Raw genomic sequence first — 24,945 nt, 5'->3', positions numbered from 1 at the left:
CCTTTCATATTAATCACTAAAACCTATAAACACTATGGGGAAATTTATCAATCCCTTCACCGATTTCGGCTTTCACCGGATATTCGGGCAGGAGGTACACAAGGAGTTACTAATCGATTTCCTGAACCAGTTGTTCTTCGGAGAGAACCGGACGAGTGCGAGAATGATTTTGAACGTTGGATTTATTTATTGAAGCATATGGACACTTTAGAGAGAATGCCGTTCAAGGCGAAAAAGGCGGTCTTCGATAAGTTGCTGGAAGTAGCCGACGTGGCAAACCTCAGCAAGGAAGAACGCATACAATACGACGAGGCTCTGAAACGATACAGGGATTATAAGAATACGATCGATTACGCAGAGGAGAAAGGGATATTGAAAGGGAAAGAATCTACGGCCCGCAACATGAAAGCGGATGGATTATCCCACTCAATTATCCAAAAATACACTGGGCTCTCTCTTGAGGATATAGAGAAACTATAAAAATAAACTCTCCAGTCCTATTCTCGCTAACCGAATGGTTAGAAGAACAAAGGCTGGAGGGCTTGTTTAATATCTATAAGGAAAGAGATCCTTAGATTCTCTCCAAAGTAGCTGTAATAAACTCCCAGATCTTCTGTACGGAATGAATATTCACTCGTTCGTCCGGTGAGTGCGGATATTCCAAATCCGGTCCGATAGAAACCATATCCATATCCGGATAAGCACCTTGGATGATACCGCATTCCAATCCGGCATGCATCACCTTCACCTCAGGTTCCTTACCAAATAAATCCAGATAGGTAGATTTCATCAAGTTCAAGATCGGGGAATTGATATTAGGCTGCCAGCCATTATAATGACCGGACTCCTCCACCTTAGCCCCTGCCAAAGCGAATACACTTTCCAGACTTGAGCAAACAGAATCCCTGCGAGACTCGGATGAGCTACGCACCAAGATTTTCACCTCGATCAACTCATCAGATGTCTTCACGATCGCCAAGTTAGAGGAAGACTCAACCGTACCCGGGAAATCATGCAACATGCTAATCACACCATTCTGGCAACCCTCGATCGCATTGATCAAATCATCCTGTATCTCCTCCGGAATCAACGTAGACGGCAATTCAACCATCTCCGCGACGAAATCGATCTTATCCTCCACACCCATATACTCCGTACGGAACATATCTTGGTAATCAGCCACTAGCTCCCAAAGAGACTCCACGTTATCACCCGGAATCGTTATCACGGCAAAAGCCTCACGAGGGATTGCGTTAGGCAAGGAACCACCCGCCACAGAAGACAAACGAGCGCCATAATCGCATACCGCCTCTTTCAAGAAACGGAAGATCAACTTATTCGCGTTCGCACGCCCTAAATGAATATCCACACCGGAATGACCACCTTTCAAGCCAGCCAAGCTAACCTTGACAGCCACGTCACCTTCCGGAATATAAGTATCCTCCTTAAATTGGAAAGAGACATTCACGTTAGCGCCACCCGCGCAACCTACGAACAACTCCCCTTCCTTCTCGGAATCACAATTCAATAAAATATCACCCTTTAAGAAATGCGGCTTCAAGCCGAAAGCGCCGTCCATTCCCTGTTCCTCATCAATCGTAAACAGGGCCTCGATCGGTCCGTGACGCAAGCTATTGTCCGCCAACACGGCCATCGCCAGAGCGGCGCCCATGCCATTGTCCGCCCCCAAAGTCGTTTCACGGGCCGTCACCCAATCACCGTCTATGTAAGCGTCGATCGGATCTTTCTCGAAATCATGCTTTACGGAAGAGTTTTTTTGGGGAACCATATCCAGATGAGACTGCAATGTCACGGTCTTACGACCTTCCATTCCGGGCGTGGCCGGCTTACGGATCAATACGTTACCCACCTCATCTTGCAGGGTTTCCAGTCCCAATCCTTTACCAAAGGATATCATAAAACGGGTTACTGCCTCCATATGTCCGGTCGGACGGGGGATTTGCGTAAGGTCATAAAAATAACCCCATACATGCTTCGGAGATAGATCTTTGATTTCTGCTGACATAGATGTTAATAATTTAGTTCAGTTCATATTTAATACATATCTTGTATTCATCACGAAACAGCGACCGGAGCCTCTTTGTTCTCCCGGTTGGTGAGCGGCAAAGCCACCACGCCGAATAATCCGCACAATCCCGTCCATACCGTCTGTACCGTATGAACGACCAAGGCGAACGCCGCCGCGTCATTCTCGTTCACGCCAAAACAAACCAAGGTAGCGATCACCATGAAATGCCACGGTCCGATACCGCCTTGAACAGGCACCGCCACGCCGATACTACTCATCGTAAACGTGATCAGCCCGACCACGATACCCAAGTCCTTGGTAAAGTCGAAAGCATAGAACGTAATATAAAAGTAACAGAAATAACCTCCCCAAATCAATAACGTCTCTATCACGAAACGCATCTTATGCTCCATGTACCAGATACTCTTCATACCGGTCCATACATTCCTCAACATGCCTTTGGCTTTCTGTACCAGCGTAAAGTTACTCATATAAGTGAATACAAACCAAATTACAGCGACAAAAATTATCACCGCCACGTAAATCCATATCGAATTAAACATGGATTGGAACCCTTCGAGCAAAGCCGGGTTCTTAGCGAAAAAACTCGTAAAGAAGCTTATATTAAATATGAATATCATCAAGGTTATCAAACCGACCATGATCGTATCGCTCACACGGTCGATCAATAAGGTACCTAAAAGCTTGGTAAACGAGATCTTATCGTATTTCGTGATCATGCCGCAACGCCATACCTCGCCGACACGGGGCAATACCAGATTCACCGCGTAATTACCCAACACGGCGTAAATCACGTTACTCATCTTGAAACGCTCGCCCAAGGAACTGATCAGCAATCCCCACCGTAAACCACGGACGATATTGGCGAACAAGCCGAACAGTAAAGAAACCAGAATAATATCATAACGAACCCCCTCCTTGACTACTCGCCAAATCTCAGTGATATCCATTTTCCGATACAAAAACCAAAGGAGTAAACAGCCGAAGGCTAAAGGTAGAATTATCTTCAGAAACGTACGTAGAATGCTCTTAAAATCCATTAGGTATAGGGAACTTTAAATTATTTATTGTACTTTTGTGCATCCGCAAAGATAAGCATAATATTTAAAAACAAACACATTACACCGAAAAGTGGATGAGATTAGTTAAGCCAAAAAAAGCATTAGGGCAACATTTCCTAAAGGATCTGCAAATAGCACAGCGCATTGCGGACACACTCGATACTTTCAAATCCTTGCCGGTCTTGGAAATCGGACCGGGAATGGGAGTCCTTACCCAGTTCTTGCTGGAGGCGGGACATGATTTGACCGTTGTCGAGTTGGACATGGAATCCGTAGATTACCTGAACCAGAATTTCCCCGATCTGAAAGGACGTATCATCGCCGAGGATTTCCTGAAATTGGATCTCTCGAAGATATTCCCGGGTGAGTTTTGCGTGATCGGTAATTATCCCTATAATATCTCCAGCCAGATATTCTTCAAGGTCCTCGATTATAAGGACCAGATTCCCTGCTGCTCGGGGATGTTACAAAAAGAGGTAGCGGAACGCCTAGCGGCGGGTCCCGGTAGCAAGACGTACGGAATCTTGAGCGTATTGCTCCAAGCTTGGTACGACGTGGAATACCTCTTTACCGTCAGTGAGAAAGTATTCGATCCGCCTCCAAAAGTGAAAAGCGCCGTATTGAAAATGACTCGTAACGACCGCAAGGAGCTGGGATGCGACGAGAAGTTATTCAAGACCGTAGTAAAGACCTCATTCAACCAACGAAGGAAAACGCTTCGTAATTCCATGAAACCCCTATTGGGTAAAGATTGCCCGGATTACGCCTTGCCGATATTCGACAAGCGCCCGGAACAGTTATCCGTGGAGCAATTCGTGGAACTGACCTTGATCAGCCAAAAGCATTTGGAGAAGCAGGCTGGTGATGTCCTATAATAATATAAGAGTCCAATGATCGAACTGACGAAAGATTACATCGAGAACCTGAAAAGCATCATCGAGGCCAAAGATGACGCGAAGGCACAGGAGGTACTTCATGAACTATATCCTGCCGATATAGCCGAGCTTTATCAAGAACTGAACTTGCAAGAGGCCATTTATCTCTATCTATTGATGGATGGCGACAAAGCGGCGGATGTCTTGATGGAGCTGGATGAGGAAGACCGTCATAAATTATTGAAGGAACTTCCCAATGAGCTTATCGCCAAGCGTTTCGTCGATAACATGGAAACGGATGATGCCGTTGACTTGATGCGTGAGTTGGACGAGGATACCCAAGAGGAGATCCTTTCGCATATCGAGGACGTAGAGCAGGCCGGTGATATCGTGGACTTGTTGAAATACGACGAGGACACCGCCGGCGGTTTGATGGGTACCGAGATGATCGTGGTGAACGAGAATTGGAGTATGCCCAAATGTATCGACGAGATGCGCAAGCAAGCGGAGGAGATGAGCGAGATCTATTATGTATATGTAGTGGATGACGACGAGCGCTTGAAAGGTGTGCTCCCCTTGCAGAAACTGATCACCCACCCATCTGTCTCCAAGATCAAGCACGTCATGAAAAAAGACCCGATCTCCGTTCGCGACAGCGACAGTATCGAGGAGGTTACGGAGACGATCGAGAAATACGACTTGGTAGCCTTGCCCGTAGTCGATAGTATCGGACGTCTGGTAGGACGTATCACGATCGATGACGTTATGGATGAGGTACGCGAGCAACACGAGCGTGATTACCAGTTGGCATCCGGTATCTCGCAAGACGTGGAAACCTCGGATAATGTATTCACCCAAACCGCCGCCCGCCTACCTTGGCTGCTGATCGGCATGATCGGAGGATTGGGAAACTCCGTTATCCTCGGTGGTTTCGAGAGCAGTTTCGCCACTAACCCGAAGATGGCGCTATTTATCCCGCTGATCGGTGGTACCGGTGGAAACGTAGGCATACAATCTTCCGCTATCGTGGTACAGGGCTTGGCAAACAATACCTTGAAGGAAGGGAATATCGTACCGCAAATCCTAAAAGAGTCTGTAGTCTCGTTAATCAATGCCAGCATTATCAGTCTGGTCGTGTTCATTTACAACTTCTTCATGCTGGGAGACCGGGGGATTACGGCCTCCGTATCTTTAAGCCTATTCGCCGTCGTAATGTTCGCCAGTATATTCGGCACGTTAGTTCCCATGACCTTAGATAAGATGAAGATAGATCCGGCCTTGGCGACCGGACCGTTTATCACCATTACCAACGATATTATCGGTATGATGATTTATATGTTCATTACTTCCGCGTTAGCTTGATGCCACGGGTGGGCGAACCCCGCCCCTATTATGTTAAAATAATATGTTATAGAACATATCTACGAAATAGCTGTTATCTTTGTAGCGGTTATCAAAAAAAAGGTAGAAAAACTATGCTAACAGAAGCATTTTACATTCTCTTCTTCTATTTCACGGGAGAGTTTATCAGCTACTTTATCGACGGTTTCATACCGGGTAGCGTAATTGGGATGGTGCTATTGTTTTTAGCCCTCGCGTTCAAGAAAGTAAAACCTGAAAAGGTGAAACGTCTTTCCACGGTTCTTACCCAAAACATGGGATTATTCTTCGTTCCTGCCGGTGTAGGGCTTATGAATTCCTTCGGGATCATCTCCGAGTATTGGGCAGTCCTGCTGATCGCTTCCGTAGTAAGTACAATTTTAGTCATCGCCAGCGTAGCGTTGGTGCAACAAAAACTGGAAAAGGGAAAATAGACCATGGATAATCTGGTGCATTCCGAGATTTTCGCTCTTACCTTGGTAATTGGTACCTACCTGACTTCCTTGGCTCTTTACAAGAAAGTCCATATCAGTCTTTTGCATCCTTTGCTTACGACCATCTTCGTGATTATCGTGGTACTGGAAGTCCTAGGCATTCAATATGAGTCGTTCCAGCAAAGCAGTCATTTGATCCATTTTATGCTGGGGCCTTCCGTAGTGGCCCTTGGCTATGTGTTATATGAGCAAATCCAATATCTAAAGGGAAATGTCGTTTCGATCTTGACTTCCGTATTTGTCGGGGCCATTGTCGGAATCGTAAGCGTAATCATCATCGGTAAATTGATGGGAGCCGACCAAGCGTTGATCGCCACGCTCCAGCCGAAATCCGTCACCACCCCGATCGCTATGGGGATAGCGGAGAAAGCGGGCGGCATACCTTCACTTACCGCCGTCATCGTCGTAGCGGTAGGAATCTTTGGCAGTATAGTGGGCCCTATCGTGATGAGGGTACTGGGAATAGATAGCCATATCGCTAAAGGACTGGCGTTAGGGGCTTCCTCCCATGGAGTAGGAACAGCAGCGGCCATTCAAATCGGGGCCATCGAAGGAGCATTAAGCGGACTGGCGATTGGCTTGATGGGTATCATGACAGCGGTCTTGGTTCCGGTTATTCGGTTGATTTGCAACTATTTTTCCATATAAATACGCAAAACTTTTTGCTACTTTAGCAGGAATGTACTACTTTTGCACCCGAAAAACGTTACGGATTACTCTATAACATATATAAATAAAGAAAATAAATATGATCAATTCACAAGACATTAAGAAAGGAACTTGTATCCGTTTGGACGGAAAACTCTATTTCTGCGTCGATTTCCTTCACGTAAAACCGGGTAAAGGTAATACCATCATGCGTACCACATTGAAAGATGTTGTAAAAGGCGGTCAGATCGAGCGTCGTTTCAATATCGGTGAGAAGTTGGAAGATGTACGCGTAGAACGTCGCCCGTATCAGTTCACTTATACGGAAGGCGAGCATTATCATTTCATGAACCAAGAGACATTCGATGACGTGATCATCGACAAAAACTTGATCAACGGCGTTGATTTCATGAAAGAGGGAGAAATTGTAGACGTTGTTTCTGATGCATCTACCGATACGGTTCTTTTCGCCGACATGCCTACAAAAGTTCAATTAAAAGTTACTTATACAGAACCGGGTATTAAAGGTGACACTGCTACTAACACCTTGAAACCGGCAACCGTAGAGACTGGTGCGGAAGTTCGCGTTCCGTTGTTCATCAACGAGGGCGAGATTATCGAGATCAATACGACTGATGGTTCTTACGTAGGCCGTATCCGCGAGTAATCCGGGTCTTGTCAAAATATACGGTTCCCGCTTGATAAGCAGGCGGGAACTATTTTTTTAACCAAATCATAAACCTTTCCCGACTATGAAAGAAAAGACAGGAAAACTTTCCATCAAGGAATGGGCCGAAGAAGACAGGCCCCGTGAGAAAATGCTTCAAAAAGGCGCTTCCGTATTAAGCGATGCCGAATTGATCGCCATACTGATCGGATCCGGCAACAATGAGGAGACGGCCGTACAACTCTCTCAACGGATACTTCACTCCGTAAACAACAATCTGAATACATTGGGTAAACGTTCCATCAAAGAATTAACTTCCGGCTTTAAAGGTATCGGAGAGGCGAAGGCGGTCACGATCTGCGCCGCTATGGAACTAGGGAAACGGCGGGAAACCTCAGAGGCGTCTCCTCAAGATGCTATCCGAAGCAGCAAAGACTCCTATCTCCTATTCCGTACCCAACTATGCGATTTACCTTATGAGGAACTCTGGATCGCTCTAACCAATCCATTAAATAAGGTGATACAAAAGGTAAAAATCAGTCAGGGCGGAGTAAACCAGACTTCCGTGGATATCCGTTTGGTATTAAAAGCGGCGATCAACGCCTTGGCCTCCGGTATAATCCTATGCCATAATCATCCATCCGGTAGCCTCCGCCCCAGTACGCACGACGATGCCTTGACCGAGCGTATCCAAAAGGCGGCGAAGCTGATGGATATTAGGATACTGGACCATATCATCCTGTCCGATAGCGGTTATTATAGCTATGCGGATGAAGGAAGGCTGGTCCGGTGAAACAAATTCTCTTTTCCCCCGGTTTAGTATATAGAAGTATTAATGTATATTCGCGTATAAAACAAAAGAAGATGAACAACGAATTTCTCCAAACAGAAGAAGCGATCGTCGCTATGCTGAAGACGGTATACGACCCGGAAATACCCGTAAACGTATACGATCTTGGGCTTATATATAAGGTAGATATCGATGAGGAAAAAAATGTACGCATCGATATGACCCTCACCGCCCCGAACTGTCCGGCGGCCGATTTCATATTGGAAGATGTCCGTATGAAGGTAGAAGCGGTCGATGGGGTGAACAATGTAGAGGTAAACCTCGTCTTCGAGCCGGAATGGGACAAGGACATGATGACGGAGGAGGCTAAACTGGAATTAGGTTTTCTATGAAAATATATTTCGCCTCAGACGCACATCTGGGAGCCCGTTTCCACAAGGACCCTTTAGCCATCGAGAAGAAACTGGTACGTTGGCTGGATAGCATCAAGGAAGACGCTTCCGCCATTTGGTTTCTGGGAGATCTATTCGACTATTGGTACGAATACAAATACGTCGTGCCGAAAGGACATGTACGTTTTCTGGGGAAATTGGCCGAGTTAGCGGACAGAGGCATAGAAATACATATCTTTATCGGTAACCATGACATCTGGATGTTCGACTACTTGCCGAAAGAGATAGGCGCCATCATCCATCGGGATACCTTGACAGTCGATTTATTAGGGAAACGTTTCTTCCTCGGGCATGGCGATGAGGTAGATTTCCGGAGTAAGGCATTCCGTCTGATCAGGGCTATTTTCCGGAATAAGTTCTGCCAATGGTTATATGCAGGAATACATCCCCGCTGGACGTTCGGGTTCGCTTTAGGTTGGTCGCTCAACAGCCGGAAGAGTGGACTGGAAAAGCAAGAGGCTAAAAAGTATCAAGGGGAAGACGCTGAATATATGGTTGTTTTCGCCAAGGAATATCTAAAGACGCATCCCGATATAAACTTCTTCATTTTCGGCCATCGCCACATCATGTTGGACTTGATGTTAAGCCGTACCTCCCGTATTCTCATAGCCGGGGATTGGATGCAATTCTTCTCTTATATCGTATGGGATGGCGAGAATCTGTATATGGATCAGTTTCTGGAAGAGACGGACGGACAATCTTATCCCAACACATAAGACAGCGTTGTATGATGTGCTCATACAACGCTGTCCGGATTCTCCGCTTACTTTACCGGGATATAACCAACCTTCTTCACCGTCGCTTGTCCTTCGGCAGACATCACATAATCGATGAACGGTCGCACCTTTGAGGCATTCTTCGTCTCATAGTAGTAGAACAACGGACGGACAACCGGATAGGTCTTATTCCTTGCGTTCTCCAACGAAGGCTCCACGTAGGATTTTCCGGCATCATACGATACATGGATCGGCTTCACTTCTTTATTCAAATAAGCAAGACCTACATAGCCAATGGCTCCTTTCGTCTGGCTTACGCTTTGGATAATGGCACCTGTAGCCGGCATGCTCAAGATACCGTTCATATAGTTCTTATTTTTCAACACGCTCTCCTTGAAGAACTCGTAGGTTCCGGAAGAAGTCTCGCGGGAATAGGCCACGATCTTCATATCCGCACCACCCACTTCTTTCCAATTCTTGATCTTGCCGGTAAAAATGCCTTCCAATTGCTCCCGGGTCAGATTGGATACCTTGTTGGAAGGATGCACGACAACAGCCAGAGCGTCGTAGGCGATCACCTCCTCTTTCGTTTTCTTCCCGGCTTCTTGCAACTTCATGCGCTCGTCGAATTTCATCTTACGGGAAGCCATCGCTATATCCGTAGTGCCTTCCATCAAAGCGGAGATCCCCACGCCGGAGCCACCACCCGTCACCGTTATCTTAGCAGCTTTGTTCTTATTCATGAAATTCTCGGCTTCAGTCTGGGTAAGAGGCAAACAAGTATCGCTACCCTTTATCTTCTGGGCAAACACATTCGTAGCAAACAAACACGCTGCCATGGCAGCTAATAAAATCGTCTTCTTCATTACTTTGTATTTATCTTTTATTTACGATACAAAATAAATACTTCGGTATTTCAATGGGATGAAACAGATATTACAATCCTATGAATTAAAACTTATATTGAAGACGGACTGTCAATACATTATCCTTCCGGTCGTTCTCGTAGCCCTTCACGAGGTTACTTTTCTCATTGAAGTTAAACTCGTAGTAAGCTTGTAGACGGATATGTTTATTGAAATTATAGATACCGCCGATACCTATCGTGCTTTGAGCCAAGTCGGTTTTTGAGGTGAAGCTATTTTCCGCCCCTACCTCATTTCCACTCACCTTCGTATTCGGATCGTAAACGTCATATTTCAATACGGCGGAGAAAGGAGAGGCGCCTATATCCTGTACCAAATAAAAGAAGTAACCAAGGAAAGGGCGCTTAAACAAAGAATTTTCCGGCAAATTCTCCGGTCGGGTACTGTAGTTCGGGCTTTTACTGCTCCCGGCGATACCGGGTTGGGTACCGATCAAACCTTCCGCACGGAGAGTGGTCTTTCCTAAAGATGAAAGAAAACTAAACTGTCCATCCAAACCTAAATACTGGCGCTTCATATAAGTACCCGTCTCTCCCATATCCCTCTTAACGAAATGATTGCCACGCATCTCATATGCCTCGGTAGTCGGGTTGTAGACAAAACCATGGTAATAGGAGAAACCGGCTCCCCATTTTCCCCAGTCGCCTATCGCCTTCTCGGCACCCAGACGCCCGATGAAATCTTTCCGGCTATCCGTCTCCCGGTTGATACTGTTTCCGGCAAACAGACCGGCATCCAATCGCAAGAAACTCAATGGGCTGGTAGTCTTGGTACGTAAGGTAAGCATCGCTCCCAAGTCACGCTCATCCGGGAAGAAATACTGGATAATAGTCGCTCTCTCCGGAGATTCGAGAGAACTCGTGGAATAACAGACCTCATAACCGAAAGGACGGTTGAACACACCAGCCATCAACTGGCTACGCTTCGTCCAAGGGTCCTTGATACCGATATACAGATCACGGAAACTTACTCCCTTATCATTCACCTCGATCTGGACAGCACCTGTTCCGATCCCATCATTGTACTCGAACTTCATACGGCCCCGGCGGATACCGATCCGGTTAAACCCTTTATCCAAGTTCTCGTTCTTATCGCCCACCTTCAAGGTAGCGTCCTCCTGTCCATATTGGTATTGTCCTTGGATATAAGCGGAAACCTTGAAATTGCTTAGCTTCTGGACTACCTTATCCAAGGTAGTCACTTCCGTAGCCAAGGAATCGATACGTTTTTCCACCGACTGATCCACCTCCTGCGCTCCCATACTGAATGGAAGCAGCACTAACATGAGCGCTATAACTTTTCCAAATTTCATTCCTAACTATAAAAACTATATTTGCGTCGCAAAGTTACAACGCTCCTGTTTCACACCCGTTTCACATACATTACAATCCTGTTACAGACGTCTTGCCTAATTATTCAGGGACGAATTTACATAAAATAATCGGTTCGTTCCATACATTGCACATGACTAGAATATTTGCGCGATAATTCTGGTCCATTTCGCACATTTATTGGGATATTGTGCTACCTTTGCCTCGATTATTGAAACACTATATTTATTTTTTTAATGAAGACATTAACAATCGGAGACCTAAAGGCTCGTATTCCAATCATCCAAGGTGGAATGGGCGTAGGCATCTCTCTTTCCGGCTTAGCCTCGGCCGTCGCAAATGAAGGTGGGATCGGCGTTATCTCCGCAGCCGGTCTCGGACTTTTATATAAGAAATTGTCACCCAGCAATTATACAGAAGCTGGGAATCTCGGGTTAGCGGAAGAGATCCGCAAGGCCCGGGAAAAAGCGAAAGGTATCATCGGCGTAAACGTAATGGTAGCTCTTTCCGACTTCGCTGAACTGGTAAAGACCAGTATAGCGGAAAAGGTAGACATCATTTTCAGCGGTGCTGGACTGCCTTTGGACTTGCCTTCTTTCCTCAAGAAAGATAGCGTCACCAAGCTGGTTCCCATCGTTTCCAGCGCACGTGCCGTACGTATCATCTGCGAGAAATGGAAGAATAACTATGATTATCTTCCGGATGCGGTGGTACTAGAAGGCCCGAAAGCGGGTGGACATCTGGGATATAAGGAAAACCAGTTGGAAGACCAGCATTTCTCATTGGAAGAATTATTACCTCAAGTCGTAGAGGAAGTCTCTCATTTCGAGCAGAAATACGACAAAAAGATCCCGGTAATCGCGGCAGGAGGCATTTATACGGGTGAAGATATCAAACGCATGATAGACCTTGGAGCATCAGGCGTTCAGTTAGGAACCCGGTTCGTTACCACCACGGAATGCGATGCCTCGGAAGCCTTCAAACAGACCTATATACAGGCCGAGGAGAAGGACATAGAGATCATCAAAAGTCCCGTCGGCATGCCCGGACGAGCCATCCATTGCAGTTTCCTTGAGAAAGTAAAGGCGGGAATCAAGCAACCGAAAGCTTGTCCCTTCAACTGTATCAAGACGTGCGATATATCACGCAGCCCGTATTGTATCGTCACCGCCTTATACAACGCCTTCAAAGGGAATTTCGAGAATGGATACGCTTTCGCCGGCAGTAACGCTTGGCGAGCGAATAAGATCACTTCGGTACGGGAAACCATTACCGAGTTGATGAATGAATGGAAAGCGAAATTATAAGCACAAAAAAAGCCTCCGGAAACGGGGGCTTTTTTTTATATTCGAAGGTAAGTATCTCCATTATTGCTCGGCTAACCAAGCAGCCAGCTCATCCCGGTTCGCAGCGGCATCTTGCACGCCGGCTTGGGCAGCTTGATCGAAATATTGCATAGCGGTCGTATAATCCTTCTTCATCGCATAAGCGACACCTAGGTTATTCCATGCTTCCGGCAAATTAATACCTTGCAAACGACTGATGGCCGGATCGTAAGCACCAGTCTCAATCTCAAGGGCCGCCGTATTTAATTGAGCGATCGGGTCGGTCGGATAAAGACGAACGGCGATATCGAATACCTCCTTGAACTGATCGCTACCTTTATCATAAGAATTGGCTACCAAGAACATCTCATTCAAACTTAAATATTGAGGTTTCGTCTTGATCACTTGCTTGGCCTCGTTCACGTCGAACGGACGTGCGATATAAGCCAAGGTATAATCAATACGTCTTAAAGGAGGATAGTATTTATCCAATAATATCTTATAAGTCCGACCTCCGTTCAAGGCATGTAGTTTAGCCTTGCGCTTGTTTATATCTTGAATATCCAAGATCTCCAGAATCTCCTTCTTATTCGCCAAATCCGATTTCGTAACCTCTTGACGCAATCCGATCCAATCCTCACCCATCCAATTCACTTTCATCAAGGAAGGATCTATCTTCTCCTTATCTTTCATGTAAGCGACAAAAGCCTTGGCACGACTCTCGGACAATCTCATATTATAATCGTAGCCACCTTCCGGGGAAGCGTATCCGGTAACCTTAAATTCGGTAAAGCTTAGATTCTTATCGTTACGGACTTCCGTTACAATCTTATTCACCTCATTCAGCACGGTAGCGTTATCCTTGAAATCACGTAACAATACGGACTTGCCTACCTCAAAGTTTAAATAAGCGGAATGCGTCTCGCTCCGTTGTTTCACAGGCTCTACCGGAGGAGTAACATAGCTAAGCTCATAAACGGGAGGAGCTAACGGAGGCAATACACGGCTCATCACCCCATAGATGTCATTTGAGACCTCACAAGAAGCGCATCCCGTGGTATTCTCATCCACCATCAAGGTAGCGTTTCGCATCCATCCCGCATAGGGTACGGACAATTCCACCGGAATCAATTCCGGCCCCTTCTTCGTCTGACGGATAATCAAGCTAGGAGTTTGGGGAAATTCATAACTATTGAAACCCAACTCACGGTTCAACGCCTTCATACGTGCCCGCCCGGTAATCACGATCGGGTTAAACTGGTAAGACTGCGATTTATCCACCGATTGCAATACCGGTGTCAGGATGACCATCTCTTGGGATTTCAAACGCAGATTGCTCAGATTGGTCGTAAAATTCATCATAAGCTGGCTTCCGTCCTTCTTTGCGCTTACATTCTCGAAACTAACAGTTCCTCGCACACCGTTCTGTGCCTGTAGGCTCACACCTCCGAGGAACAATAAAGCGATACATATACTCAATAAATGTCTCATATCTCTCTAGATCGTTTTTTAGTGGATAAAATAAATGATAGAAAGGGCCGCTTTCGTTACACCCCAATAGTTCGAGTTCTTGGTCTCGATCTTGGTGCCACATTCCCCGCAATTATACTTATCATAATGTACACGGGCATAACCGGCGCCGATAGCGGCTTCTATACTCCAACGCTTATTCAGTATCCATTGATGTCCCAACGTAAGTCCGCCACCGTACAAATAACCATCATAACGATGGTCCTTCAAATTAGGGAATATGCCAAAGGGTAATTTAATCCCAGCGATATTATACTGTCCGCCCAACGCATGCACGCCAATAAACGTACCGTTGAATTTCTCGCAAGTCCAATAACGCACTTCCGGCATGACAAGCCAGTGCTTCAGTTTCTTACCGTCATTGAACTTGAAAGGATTATATCCCGCCGAGACATCCAATGTAACCTTTTTGCTTAAGCCCACCTCGAATCCTAAGTTCGGAGTCGTAGTCGCGTCGTAGAGAAGATTGTTCTTCAACGCGAAATGTTGTGCGCTCATAGATAAGGAAAATAACAATGCTAATCCAAGTAAAAATGCTTTCTTCATTTCTTATAAGCTTAATGATTTGAAGAAGAAACAGGAATAAACGGGTTTTAGTTTTCGATAAGCGTTAATAAGATATGATCATTAAATTTAATTATATTAATAGTAAAGGGAATGCGGAAGGCGCTTTTATCGCTTATCCACATTCCCTTTAACTTACTTATAAATATACGATTACTGCTTGATGTCGCCTAATTCGACCAGCTTATTGACAATCGCATAGATCGTAAGACCGCTGGCACTATGAATTTGAAGTTTCCGAGCGATATTACGACGGTGGGTGATGACCGTATGCGTAGAAAGAAACAAACGATCCGCTATCTCCCGGTTTGTCATTCCCTTCACGACGCAGACTACGATCTCTTTTTCCCTCGAGCTTAACGATTGTTGCTCGTCATCCCCTTCCGGCTCGTCATCCGGAAGTACCTCGGCGTTCAACCGTTCCAATTTGTGCTTGATCTCATCAGCGCTATCGTATATGTTAATTTGTTCATCATAAGAACGCAATAACACACTGTCTGAGACAGAATATAATAAAGCGATACATTTCATCTCGGCACAGCCGCTTTCCTCCTTCAAATGCTGCAACGTGAAATAGCCGGGCAAAGCCGGGTTCACGATCAACACATCCGGTTTGTGCATACGAAGCGAGTCGAAAAGAGATTCCACCGAATGAATCTCCACCATCTGGATACGGAAACCCGGTAACCGTTTCAACAGGTTCTCCAGTCCGCTCCTTATGATAACAGAAGGTTCGGCTATCGCAATCTTTAGATTTGTACTCATCGATTCATGCTTATAATTGTTTTTCCAAAGCCAATATGGCCGGTACAAACAAATAATCCTCCACACGGGTATGTGAAGCCAAGTCTTCCTCCGTGGCAAAAATATCGAACAAGACACTATTCAGCATATTCGTACCCGCTCCCGGATAGTATTTGATCAGGATATTTTTCAACTCCGTGATCTTCATCTCGATCTGATCATGACGCTTGCGGAAGATCGTAATATTGTATTTCGGATCTCTCTTTCCTTCCAACAAATTACGGACATAAGGGAAAACAGCACGTTCCTCATAAGACATATGTTTATTTACCTCCTCCGCATACTCATCGAAAAACTTCGTGATCACAAAAGCGACATCCTCCGGGCACCCGGATATAGCGTCTACCAATTTACGACGGATATGTGGCAAGCGGAAGTTCAAGAAGTAATCATGGGCATTATGCAAATAGCGGATCAAGTTCTCGATCGACAGGCATTTGCTGATATTCTCGACAGGCGTATTCACTTCCTCGACCAAGAAATTCACGACCGTCAGGAAAGTACAAGCATCCACCCCATTCTGCCGGCAAACCTCCCCGATATTCTTCTCTCCGAACCCGAGCGCTATACCAAAACGGCTCATGACTAAAACCATCGGATAGTTCTCGCAGATCAGATCACTCATTTTATCGGTTTCCCGGTACATTCCATTTTTATACATAGGCTTCTTTCTAACTTGTCTTGGTGTTTGAATAGCCAAATATACTCCTTTTTCTTCCATATCTCGTACATTTATTATTATTTCACAAAGGCTTAAAGGACGACTCCGTCGGCACGACCGCTATACACTCAGTCTCTATCAACCATCCGGGACGGCAAACGGGGGCCAAGACTATCAAATGTGGCAAATCCGGGTAATGCGCCTCAAAATACTTCTTAACCACCGCATAATCAGCCATATCTCTCAAATAGGTGATCGCCTGCGTAATATCACGAGTAGTAGCGTCCGCCTCTTTCAGCAACACGCTGATATTTTCCATCATCCGCTCGGTTTGTTTTACGATATCGCCCGGATAGACAATCTCTCCCCGGTTATCTATACTCGCCGTACCCGAGATGAAGACCTGTTTACGATCCCCATACGTAACAGCCGTACCCCGCTCGAAGGTTACTCCATATTCATAAGTAGGATTCAAGTGCGTGGGAGCGTAAAGGAACTGAATCTGTCCCGGCTCCAACCCATCCACCGCATAACTGTCCATCTGTACCAACACCGAGGGATCGGCATGACGTCCCTCGATACCCGTACTAGCGATATAATGCGTCTTCTCCGTAAGATTCTGCGTGATAAAAACTTCTTTCCGGGCTTTCACCACACCGGCGTAATTCACGTCTACGTTTTGCACAAAGAACCAAGTACGGACACAATGAGAGGCCAACGTACAACGCTGCCCCATCAATTGCATCACATAGTCATTCAATAAAAGCCGGATCTGGTATTCCGAATTGGCCGCCTTATTGAAGGCACCTCCCCCCCAGAGGTGCCTATAACCGTTATGCGACGCTTCCAGTAAACCGGAATCGTACGTTTGTACCGACATGCCCGTTTGCAAATAAGTCCACATAGCGATCTTTGTTCCATTCAAAGGCGGTTGCTGCACGATAGAGAGCGGACAAAAGGCGCTCTCGCACTCCCACTCCATCACGCTATCCGTCTGATTAGCCGCGTCACTTAAAAAATAACGGCGGAAAACGGCGGTAGCGTCATTCGATAGCTCTTCCTTCACGACAGTCACATAAACCCGCAAAAGGTTTTGCAATTGCTCCACGAAAGACAAACAAGGGTCTGTAATCGATACCATCACCTGATATTCCGTTGTTCCACCTTTGCCCGTGAATGAAGAGATCTGAACCTCTACCGCTTTATCCGTATCTATTTTTCTCGTATAATTCATCATTTTCTTTCTTATCAATTATCCAATGCCCCTCCTAAGATCCAACCTTGGATCAAAGCAAGGACCTCCTGTTTCCCGGAACTATTGAACATATCCTTATGTACCGGATTATCCTCCAATATATCCAGCAAGAAACTATCGTTTATATCACCCGGGGTCACGTAGTTCTTACCCTCTTCCGAAAGGGGCGCCTTGACATTCACTAAGGATTTATAGGCTACATCGTCCCTAAGATCCAGCTGACCGGCCAATCCCGATCCCCCGCCATGACAAGACAGGCAATTCAAGTCGAACACCTGCGCTTGTACACGTTTGAAGCTCGCTAAATCCAATTCGCCCACAGACAAATCAAGCGGTTCGTCCGAATCATCCACCGGAGACGTATAATAGGAGTAAACCAACCGCAATCCCCTACTAATCACAGCGACCTCTATACTCCTCGTATCCGGAGTGACATTATTCAATCGGAGTTTTAGTCTTTTGCCGTCTTCCGCCGGCTTACTGATACGCTGGGTTTGCAAAGGTTTCGACTTATCCTCGCCAAAAGCGCATAACGAGAGCATATTCTCCTTCGGCCAAGCTTTCAGGCCAGTGAAAGAAAGTGACACGGTAGCGGTTCGCCCGGAATCAACCGTCTCATCCGGATAAATCTTACCCTCATCACAACCCAGCCCGAATAACAGGAATAAGGCATACATTATATATTGACTATATCGTTTCATACCCAAAGATTAGAACGTGAACTGCAACATAGCCGTAGCGGAGTGACGAGCCAATCCAATAGCGTCCTCATCCCGGTCATTCTGCGTAGCATGACCGCTACGACCTAGATATTGATACATAACCTGTAGCTTCAAATTATTATTAAAGAAATAATAATTCAAACCAGCGGCGGGCATATTCAACAAACCACCCTCATCCGTAGCGTTACGATCATAGAAATCATATCGCAAAGCACCCTGCAATTTCGGAGTGATGAAATAGCCCAATTGAGCGTAAGCTCCCCAGAAATTCTTATCCGGCTTTTGCATGATCTTGGTAAAATGCATATTCATATAGTAACCTTCGGCAGCCACATACCAGCGGTTCTTGATCCATGCGAACTCAACGCCCACACGGGTGTCGCTACTGGTCAAGAACTCGGCCTCCGCATTATAAGAGGCAGATACGGCGATAGACATCTTATCGTCGTTCAGATTCTCCGGTGAGCCTTGAGACGTTGGCATCTCCCCCTTCGGCATAAAGGCCAGACGACCCGCATATAACAGCGAAGGCAACCATTTATGATCATCGCAGTTTGTCTTAGTCGCCAAATTCACGTCGATACCCGTACCATTAAAAATACCGACTTGATAATTCCATTTATCATGGATCAAACCATGTACCTGTACACCCAAGTCGAATCCCGTGGACATATTCGGTATGACATAATTCACGTCGTAAGGAAGCAATACGGATTGGGAAGCGGAATAAGGCAGTACCGGAAACAACGTCTCCCCCAAAGTACTTAAATAGCCATGCATAAACGGTGTCTTGAACTTACCGACACGGATACGAAACGACTCCTTGATCGCTACGTCGAACCAAGCCTGTTGCAATAAAGCACCTCCACTCTTAGCGGCATTCAGCGATAAATTGAAAGTAACCCGTCCAAAAGCCTTACCCGTAAAACCGAGAATAGCGTTAGGGATCGCGAAACCGGAGTTCGCTACGCTCTTGGCATAATGGCTTTCCAGCCCTTGGTCGTCATATCGGTTGTAGCAAGCGCTTGCCTGTACCAACGCATAGGGCTTAAACAAAAAATCACCGGCCTTGGTAGAAAAAGAAAAGCCCTTCTTTCCCGCTAGTGAAACCACATCGTTCTCTACATATTTATCATCCATCTCTTTCTTTGTATCTTGAGCTTTCACGGAGAAAACACCTGCTGATAGAAGCACCACAAGCAACGTCCTATATATTTTTTTCATTTCGATTCTATGCGTTATTTATTTATAAACTTTGTAGGAATTTAATCAGAGCGGCCCGCTCGTCTTTTGTCATGCGAGAGAATAGGGTACGCGACGCAGCTCCTTCCCCACCATGCCACATAATAGCCTCCGTCAGGTTCCGGGCACGGCCATCATGTAAATAATAGGTATGGCCGTTTACGACCTCTTGTAATCCCAATCCCCATAACGGGGTAGTCCTCCATTCATTACCGTTGGCCAAGCCACTGGGATAATCATCCCCTAGCTCAACCCCCATATCATGCAATAAAAAGTCCGAATAAGGATGGATCACCTGATTACCTAATTGAGGCAATTCCGTATTATTCAAAAGGACAGATCCGCGAGGGCGTGTCTTCAAGGAAGTCACATGGCATAAATGACATTTCGCTTGATAGAAAAGTTGCTCTCCTTGAAGAACCGTAGGATCATCCACATTCCGACGGGCGGGTACCCCCAAGGTCTGGAGGTATAAATCCACATCTTCCATATCTTCCGTAGAGACCTGCGCCCCGGTCATGGCAAAACCCATCATATTACTCTGTCCTTCTCCTACCTCATGCGGGAAACGATCGTTCGTTACACCGAGGTCGGAAGAGAATCCCAATTCCACCGTTAAGTCGGCATGATTCGCCTTATTACCAGAGATACCGATCTGCTTCTTTCCCTTTTCCGTCACATAGTTTATACGTCCACTAATACCATATTCCGGATAATTGCTTTTAGCAGCGATCTGCTTTAGCATATCCAAGTCGAGCGCCATCATCTGCCCCATTCCGACATGCCGTAAGGGTTGACGTACGGAAATCCGTAAATCCGACATCGGGATACTATCAGCATACCATTCCTTTATCTCATAATGAGGGGTGACCAACTCATATTCCTCCCCATCGGGGAACGTATATTTTTGGGAAGTAGTAGTAATCTTAACCCTTCCCTCCGGTTTCGTTCCGTATATCGCTTGATCATGTAGTACCCGGCCGTAATCTTGAAAATAGCCGCCACTTTTACGTGATATATAAATAAGCATGGATGAGAAGCCGGGGCCGGAACCTCCATCGGCTATAGCCGGACGGGTCCGCCCGGTACTTTTATGACAGGAACCGCAAGAATATCCGGCATAAAGCGGCCCTAGTCCTCCACCATCCACATTCTCAACACCGCGAGCATCGTCGTACAATCCATCACCACGATTAAATCGCGTCTCTAATTCGCCCGTAACCCAGTTTGCCTGCGTATCGTACGCATCCGGGGCATTGGAGAAAATGGTTGAGATACCCGCGGACAATTCCTTCTCGGAAGCTACCTGCCCATTGGGTTTCTTAACCTGCCAATTTTCCAAGTCCTCGGATTCGCAACTACACAGCAGACTACCGGATAAAGCGAATAATAGAAGTAATCTTCGTTTCATCGTATCGGCTTGTCCGATTAGTTCGTGAACTTAGACTTAACAACGCCCAAACCTGTCGTTAAATCAGCGCAAGCTTCTGTAGCTGTATTGATATGCTCCGTATCCCCTAGATTGTTACGGAAAGGATAGCCGATCGCATTGATAGCGTTGATTGTCTTATCAATTTGAACTACCATCAAACTATCCAACGTAGGATTAATCATTTTAGTCAACGCATGCAAGCTACTCTCGGAAGCGGATTCCTCATCCAAATCACGACCGCCGAAATAAGCGTTCTTGATACTTACGATATTGTTCTTATAGTCGTCCAAGGAATTCCAGCTATACCAAGACTCTACAGCCAAGACACCGGGGTTATTCGGGTCAGTAGCGTCTTTATTACTTCCATTCCATGCGGTCACCGGGTCAGTTATCTTAGCGGAACCTACTTCATTGGAGATTCCAGCCATACCATTATTTCCATTCAGCATAAGCTCAATCGCCTGATACACATTACCAATGGAATAGGCAGAACCGTCATGTTTCTTCATAGCCTCCGCATAAGAAGAAGGAACATCCGAAGTTCCTAAGCCTTTCAACCAACCATTGTATAAGTCTTGAGTATCAGATAACATACGTTCGGACACTAACTTCAAATACTCCAATTCATTCTTTGCGAACGGGCTTGTTTCCAGATCACGAGGCTCGCCGTCTAAGAATAACATCTTTTCCGCCGTATGGAATCCACGTAAATTTTGAGGACCATCTTCCGCATCTTCGTCTACAGCTCCTGAAATCTTGCTGAATTCTCCTGTAGCTATAATCTCCTCTATACCGTTCTTATCCAAAGGCCAGCTATCCAAGCTCGGGTCGAGCTGTGCCAAATCCGCCACACCGAACAAGAATGCCTCACTTTGTTCCCAAGGTACACGAACCGCACGCCAAGCGTCGCAGGCATCCGCTAAATCATTCTTAGAACCAGACGCGATGAACTTGTCTACCGCATTTTTATAGGCGGTCATCTTTGTCAACATGTCCTTATAGGTAGGCAAAGCTACCTCATCAACGAAAGTAGCGACAACCGCACTCATCTGATCTTCTGTTGGTTTTGCATCCGAATCCGCAGGAAGATTCTTAAAGTCATAAGTTACAACATCGGGGTCCTTGCCCGGATCATCGTTGTCTCCACAAGAAGTGAAGCTCAAAGCCACACCCATCAACATCATGGGTAATAAAAGTACTTTTTTCATATTCTTACATATATATTTGTTAATAGTCTATTATCTTGATAAGAACCAGCCGATATAAGCGATACCGACAGAAACCATATTCTGGCTATTATAATCACCCTTACCTACAATACGGTGCGCATAATCCGCCTTTACGACCAGATTAGGCAATGCGTAATAGTTAAGGCCAGCCGTAATCACGCTCTTTTGAAGACGTCTATCCGCCAGTTTATTACTGCCTTTCTCCACGGATTGCATCGGATTATAATATTCGTAGCGAACGAAAGGATAAATTCTAGGGGCTTTCCGACTAAAGAAGGAACCTACATTATAGCCAACCTCAGCCGCATAACTGACAGCGGTCTCCGCCACGGTTGAATTAGGATATCCGGAAGCTGAAGATGAGTTATTGTTTACCTTTGTCAAAGCGTTGCTGTTGCCCAGATGGCCGTAAACGATATTACCTCTGGCGATCAAATTATTGTTCGGACTTTTATATTGAGCGTCCGCCGTCACGATGGTAAGCGGATATTTCTCACCTTGGTTACGCAGCGGTTTGCTACTATTCTTAGAGGGTTGGTTATAATAAAAAGAAGCGCCCACACGTAAGCCTTTAAATTTCTTCACTCCATTATAGTTGACACGAGCCACAAAGGCAGGATGCGTAAATTGAGTTTCCTCGAAAGCGCCTTGCGTACCTTTGCCAACCCAGTTCTCCATACGGAAACCTTGTGGGTCCAGACCGGAAACGACTTGTAACTCGTAATCGAAATTTCCTAAATCACCAAATAGAGCCACACCCGTCTCATGCCAAGTAGAAGGTAATATGGTAGTCTCTCCTTCCGGACGATATACACCGAAAAAGTTCAAGGGTTCATGATGTGCGTTGGTCAAGCCTACCGGTACGATCATATGTCCAAAACGGAAGTTTAAATGCTTGTTCATCAGATAAGAGATATGGAACTGCTCCAAGGCGACCTCGCCACCTTTCTCGATCTCGGTCTCATATTCTCCATTCTCCTCGTACCACTCCACTTCCCGTGCGGCGCCTGTTCCTCCATACTCAAACTCAATCTCGGAACTCAGTACCCATTTGGGAGAGAACTTATAATCAAAAGCTAAAATAAAACGAGGGATAGAGACAGTAGCCCGATTCATATGTGATGTACCTTGAGGTGTCACCCAATTCCAATCATAATCCATATAACTGGCAGCCATCTCACCATATCCTCCAAAACGGAATTTAGAAAAACCGTCGGCATACATCTCCGATGCCTTTACGGTAGAGCTCATATTACTCTCTTGAGCATGTAGAGCGGTAAAGGAAAGTAATCCAATCGCTAATAAATTTGTTAACGTTCTCATTGCGTTTTATAATTTTTAGCAAAATTACAGGGGCTGAGAATTTGCTACAATCGCCCGAAGTAGGTAAAATAAGACCCTAATTACCTACTCATAGGTATCCCGGAAGAATATTTTCAGGACATCACACCCAATAGGCCCCATTATTGACCCGCAAGACAACTTGATAGTTAATTTTGGAAAATACGGTTTTGTATTATTTCAGAGGTAAGCGTTAGTTATTACAAGCGAGAAGATCATTAAATGATTAACACTGTAGTGTCGGGAAGTTTTCCTCCATATTCTTTTGTTTTGCAACTAATATTAGTTACATTTGCAGAAAGAACAAGGATATGGGTTCTAAAGAAAAGTTGATCGAGCATTTTTGTAAACTACCTAAAGATTTCACCTACGAGGAAACTTTAAAATTGCTTTCTTCTTATGGCTATAACGAGCATAATAAAGGTGCAACGTCAGGTTCTCGCGTGAGATTTAAAAATGAACAGACGGGACAATATATTGATATTCATAAACCGCATCCGGGTAGTATTATGAAGGAGTGGATGATGAAAGCGATATATCAGCATTTAAAAAGTAATGGTTTAATTAAATGAAATGATTCAATATGGACTATTTGGAATACAAAGGTTATAAAGGTTCTGTTGAGTACAGTAAGGCTGATAACTGTCTTTGCGGAAAGGTACTTGGTATGAGTAAAGATTTAATTCTTTATGAAGGTAATACTATCGATGAACTTCGTGCGGATTTTGAAGCCGGAGTAGAAAGCTATCTTGCCGGCTGTTTGGCTGATGGCGTGGAACCTCGTAAACCTTATAGTGGCACGTTAAATATCCGTATTTCACCAGAAATACATAGCCGAATCGCAGCATTGGCGCAAGAGGCGGGAACTACGATTAACGGGTATATAAAACAGGCTTTGGAGAATCAGTTGAAGCTTGCCCATTAAAAATAAAGGCATAGATAGATTTAGGCGTGATTCCACTTGGTTTCACGCCTTTTTTACGCCATATTTCACTGGCCATGAAGAAGAATATAGCAATTAATAGGTACGAACTCTCCTTTTTTACATATATATAGGTATTGCGCACCCTTATAGGCCGACGTATCTTTGCAATGTCAAAAAGAATGTAACACTATTAGTATATCGCAAACCAAAGCCTTCTGCTAATTTTATGTAAGCATATAAGATGATTAACACCGTAGTGTCGGGAAGTTTTTATTGGTTATTTCCGGCATCACATAAAAAGGGCCTCCCTGTGAAGAGAGGCTCTTTTTGTGTTCAGCTATCCGGCTCATTGATGATGTATTGATAGAGATCCGAGTCTCCGGGGCTCACCCGATAAACCTGGGGGATTAAGCATACAGCTTTGTAAGTCTGAAAAGAAAGAATTTTATATCCGTTACTCCTCTTAAAGCAGCTCTAAACGCCTTAATTTTAGCATTAAAAGACTCTGCAAATGCATTAGTTGCC

At 45.4% G+C, this 24,945-nt stretch carries 26 protein-coding genes and 2 pseudogenes; 13 read left to right on the top strand and 15 right to left on the bottom strand.

Features of this window, described 5'->3' with window-relative positions; translation table 11 throughout:
• Window positions 1–34: 34 nt before the first annotated feature.
• Window positions 35–193 (top strand): PD-(D/E)XK nuclease family transposase, encoded by a 159-nt coding sequence (locus tag NBH16_RS23550; protein WP_005866772.1) that lies wholly within the window; start codon window positions 35–37, stop codon window positions 191–193.
• Window positions 142–480 (top strand): annotated as a pseudogene (locus tag NBH16_RS03575) (PD-(D/E)XK nuclease family transposase); the annotation flags it as partial. The gene NBH16_RS23550 and the pseudogene NBH16_RS03575, both read left to right, overlap by 52 nt.
• A gap of 91 nt (window positions 481–571) precedes the next feature.
• On the opposite strand, the gene NBH16_RS03570 reads toward NBH16_RS03575, so the two are convergent.
• Complete coding sequence (locus NBH16_RS03570; RefSeq protein ID WP_005866769.1) at window positions 572–2,026, bottom strand: aminoacyl-histidine dipeptidase; 1,455 nt, start codon at window positions 2,024–2,026, stop codon at window positions 572–574.
• Window positions 2,027–2,076: 50 nt separating this feature from the next.
• A complete protein-coding gene (locus tag NBH16_RS03565; RefSeq protein WP_122144441.1) occupies window positions 2,077–3,090 on the bottom strand; it encodes a lysylphosphatidylglycerol synthase transmembrane domain-containing protein in 1,014 nt (337 codons plus the stop codon).
• Between the two features lie 95 nt (window positions 3,091–3,185).
• Here NBH16_RS03565 and rsmA point away from each other — a divergent pair, with 95 nt between their 5' ends.
• The 8 genes from rsmA (at window position 3,186) to NBH16_RS03525 (ending at window position 9,133) form a co-directional block, all read left to right on the top strand.
• Window positions 3,186–3,986 (top strand): 16S rRNA (adenine(1518)-N(6)/adenine(1519)-N(6))-dimethyltransferase RsmA, encoded by an 801-nt coding sequence (gene rsmA, locus NBH16_RS03560; protein WP_036615240.1) that lies wholly within the window; start codon window positions 3,186–3,188, stop codon window positions 3,984–3,986.
• A gap of 15 nt (window positions 3,987–4,001) precedes the next feature.
• The gene (gene mgtE / locus NBH16_RS03555) at window positions 4,002–5,348 is read left to right on the top strand and encodes a magnesium transporter (RefSeq protein WP_005861206.1); all 1,347 of its coding nucleotides are present in this window, start codon (window positions 4,002–4,004) and stop codon (window positions 5,346–5,348) included.
• Between the two features lie 113 nt (window positions 5,349–5,461).
• Complete coding sequence (locus tag NBH16_RS03550; protein WP_005861203.1) at window positions 5,462–5,800, top strand: CidA/LrgA family protein; 339 nt, start codon at window positions 5,462–5,464, stop codon at window positions 5,798–5,800.
• 3 nt (window positions 5,801–5,803) lie between these two features.
• Window positions 5,804–6,508, top strand: coding sequence for an LrgB family protein (locus tag NBH16_RS03545; RefSeq protein ID WP_122382579.1), 705 nt, complete (start codon window positions 5,804–5,806; stop codon window positions 6,506–6,508).
• A 100-nt stretch (window positions 6,509–6,608) separates the two neighbouring features.
• A complete protein-coding gene (gene efp, locus NBH16_RS03540; RefSeq protein WP_121737042.1) occupies window positions 6,609–7,175 on the top strand; it encodes an elongation factor P in 567 nt (188 codons plus the stop codon).
• A gap of 85 nt (window positions 7,176–7,260) precedes the next feature.
• Entirely contained in the window at window positions 7,261–7,968 is a 708-nt protein-coding gene (gene radC / locus NBH16_RS03535; RefSeq protein ID WP_005866762.1) for a RadC family protein, read from the top strand.
• A gap of 71 nt (window positions 7,969–8,039) precedes the next feature.
• A complete protein-coding gene (locus NBH16_RS03530) occupies window positions 8,040–8,357 on the top strand; it encodes a metal-sulfur cluster assembly factor (RefSeq protein WP_005861198.1) in 318 nt (105 codons plus the stop codon).
• Complete coding sequence (locus NBH16_RS03525) at window positions 8,354–9,133, top strand: UDP-2,3-diacylglucosamine diphosphatase (protein WP_005861197.1); 780 nt, start codon at window positions 8,354–8,356, stop codon at window positions 9,131–9,133. Before NBH16_RS03530 ends, NBH16_RS03525 begins: the two co-directional genes overlap by 4 nt.
• A 47-nt stretch (window positions 9,134–9,180) precedes the next feature.
• Here NBH16_RS03525 and NBH16_RS03520 read toward each other — a convergent pair whose 3' ends face one another.
• Window positions 9,181–9,999: a PstS family phosphate ABC transporter substrate-binding protein gene (locus tag NBH16_RS03520; protein WP_005861193.1), complete on the bottom strand. Its 819-nt coding sequence runs from the start codon at window positions 9,997–9,999 to the stop codon at window positions 9,181–9,183.
• Between the two features lie 85 nt (window positions 10,000–10,084).
• The gene (locus NBH16_RS03515; RefSeq protein WP_121962002.1) at window positions 10,085–11,371 is read right to left on the bottom strand and encodes a putative porin; all 1,287 of its coding nucleotides are present in this window, start codon (window positions 11,369–11,371) and stop codon (window positions 10,085–10,087) included.
• A 255-nt stretch (window positions 11,372–11,626) separates the two neighbouring features.
• Between NBH16_RS03515 and NBH16_RS03510 the strand changes: the two genes are divergently transcribed.
• Entirely contained in the window at window positions 11,627–12,697 is a 1,071-nt protein-coding gene (locus tag NBH16_RS03510; RefSeq protein ID WP_005861189.1) for an NAD(P)H-dependent flavin oxidoreductase, read from the top strand.
• Window positions 12,698–12,757: 60 nt separating this feature from the next.
• Here the strand turns inward: NBH16_RS03510 and NBH16_RS03505 are convergent, their stop codons facing one another.
• The 10 genes from NBH16_RS03505 to NBH16_RS03460 form a co-directional block, all read right to left on the bottom strand.
• Window positions 12,758–14,206: a DUF3868 domain-containing protein gene (locus NBH16_RS03505; protein WP_121962003.1), complete on the bottom strand. Its 1,449-nt coding sequence runs from the start codon at window positions 14,204–14,206 to the stop codon at window positions 12,758–12,760.
• An 18-nt stretch (window positions 14,207–14,224) separates the two neighbouring features.
• On the bottom strand, window positions 14,225–14,791 hold the full coding sequence (locus NBH16_RS03500; RefSeq protein ID WP_121961248.1) for a DUF3575 domain-containing protein: 567 nt from the start codon (window positions 14,789–14,791) through the stop codon (window positions 14,225–14,227).
• A 171-nt stretch (window positions 14,792–14,962) separates the two neighbouring features.
• On the bottom strand, window positions 14,963–15,574 hold the full coding sequence (locus NBH16_RS03495; RefSeq protein ID WP_005866756.1) for a response regulator transcription factor: 612 nt from the start codon (window positions 15,572–15,574) through the stop codon (window positions 14,963–14,965).
• A 10-nt stretch (window positions 15,575–15,584) separates the two neighbouring features.
• Window positions 15,585–16,274: a hemerythrin domain-containing protein gene (locus NBH16_RS03490; RefSeq protein WP_010185248.1), complete on the bottom strand. Its 690-nt coding sequence runs from the start codon at window positions 16,272–16,274 to the stop codon at window positions 15,585–15,587.
• Window positions 16,275–16,356: 82 nt separating this feature from the next.
• The gene (locus NBH16_RS03485) at window positions 16,357–17,511 is read right to left on the bottom strand and encodes a Rid family hydrolase (RefSeq protein ID WP_008778471.1); all 1,155 of its coding nucleotides are present in this window, start codon (window positions 17,509–17,511) and stop codon (window positions 16,357–16,359) included.
• Window positions 17,512–17,522: 11 nt separating this feature from the next.
• Window positions 17,523–18,230 (bottom strand): hypothetical protein, encoded by a 708-nt coding sequence (locus tag NBH16_RS03480; RefSeq protein WP_211738482.1) that lies wholly within the window; start codon window positions 18,228–18,230, stop codon window positions 17,523–17,525.
• 9 nt (window positions 18,231–18,239) lie between these two features.
• Window positions 18,240–19,475, bottom strand: a complete 1,236-nt coding sequence (locus NBH16_RS03475) for a porin (protein WP_005866751.1) — start codon at window positions 19,473–19,475, stop codon at window positions 18,240–18,242.
• A 22-nt stretch (window positions 19,476–19,497) separates the two neighbouring features.
• On the bottom strand, window positions 19,498–20,904 hold the full coding sequence (locus tag NBH16_RS03470) for a di-heme oxidoredictase family protein (RefSeq protein ID WP_005866749.1): 1,407 nt from the start codon (window positions 20,902–20,904) through the stop codon (window positions 19,498–19,500).
• A gap of 17 nt (window positions 20,905–20,921) precedes the next feature.
• Window positions 20,922–22,133, bottom strand: a complete 1,212-nt coding sequence (locus tag NBH16_RS03465; RefSeq protein ID WP_250788105.1) for an imelysin family protein — start codon at window positions 22,131–22,133, stop codon at window positions 20,922–20,924.
• Between the two features lie 30 nt (window positions 22,134–22,163).
• Window positions 22,164–23,477, bottom strand: a complete 1,314-nt coding sequence (locus tag NBH16_RS03460; RefSeq protein ID WP_005861166.1) for a porin — start codon at window positions 23,475–23,477, stop codon at window positions 22,164–22,166.
• 329 nt (window positions 23,478–23,806) lie between these two features.
• On the opposite strand from NBH16_RS03460, the gene NBH16_RS03455 reads away from it, so the two are divergent.
• On the top strand, window positions 23,807–24,067 hold the full coding sequence (locus NBH16_RS03455) for a type II toxin-antitoxin system HicA family toxin (protein ID WP_036615281.1): 261 nt from the start codon (window positions 23,807–23,809) through the stop codon (window positions 24,065–24,067).
• A gap of 11 nt (window positions 24,068–24,078) precedes the next feature.
• Complete coding sequence (locus tag NBH16_RS03450) at window positions 24,079–24,420, top strand: type II toxin-antitoxin system HicB family antitoxin (protein WP_005866743.1); 342 nt, start codon at window positions 24,079–24,081, stop codon at window positions 24,418–24,420.
• A gap of 407 nt (window positions 24,421–24,827) precedes the next feature.
• On the opposite strand, the pseudogene NBH16_RS03445 reads toward NBH16_RS03450, so the two are convergent.
• Window positions 24,828–24,945: pseudogene (locus NBH16_RS03445) on the bottom strand (ISAon1 family transposase); the annotation flags it as partial.

The sequence above is a fragment of the Parabacteroides sp. Y3-G-102 genome (genome assembly GCF_023656845.1).
GTDB classification, from domain to species: domain Bacteria; phylum Bacteroidota; class Bacteroidia; order Bacteroidales; family Tannerellaceae; genus Parabacteroides; species Parabacteroides distasonis.
This window is presented reverse-complemented; position numbering and strand designations above follow the sequence as displayed.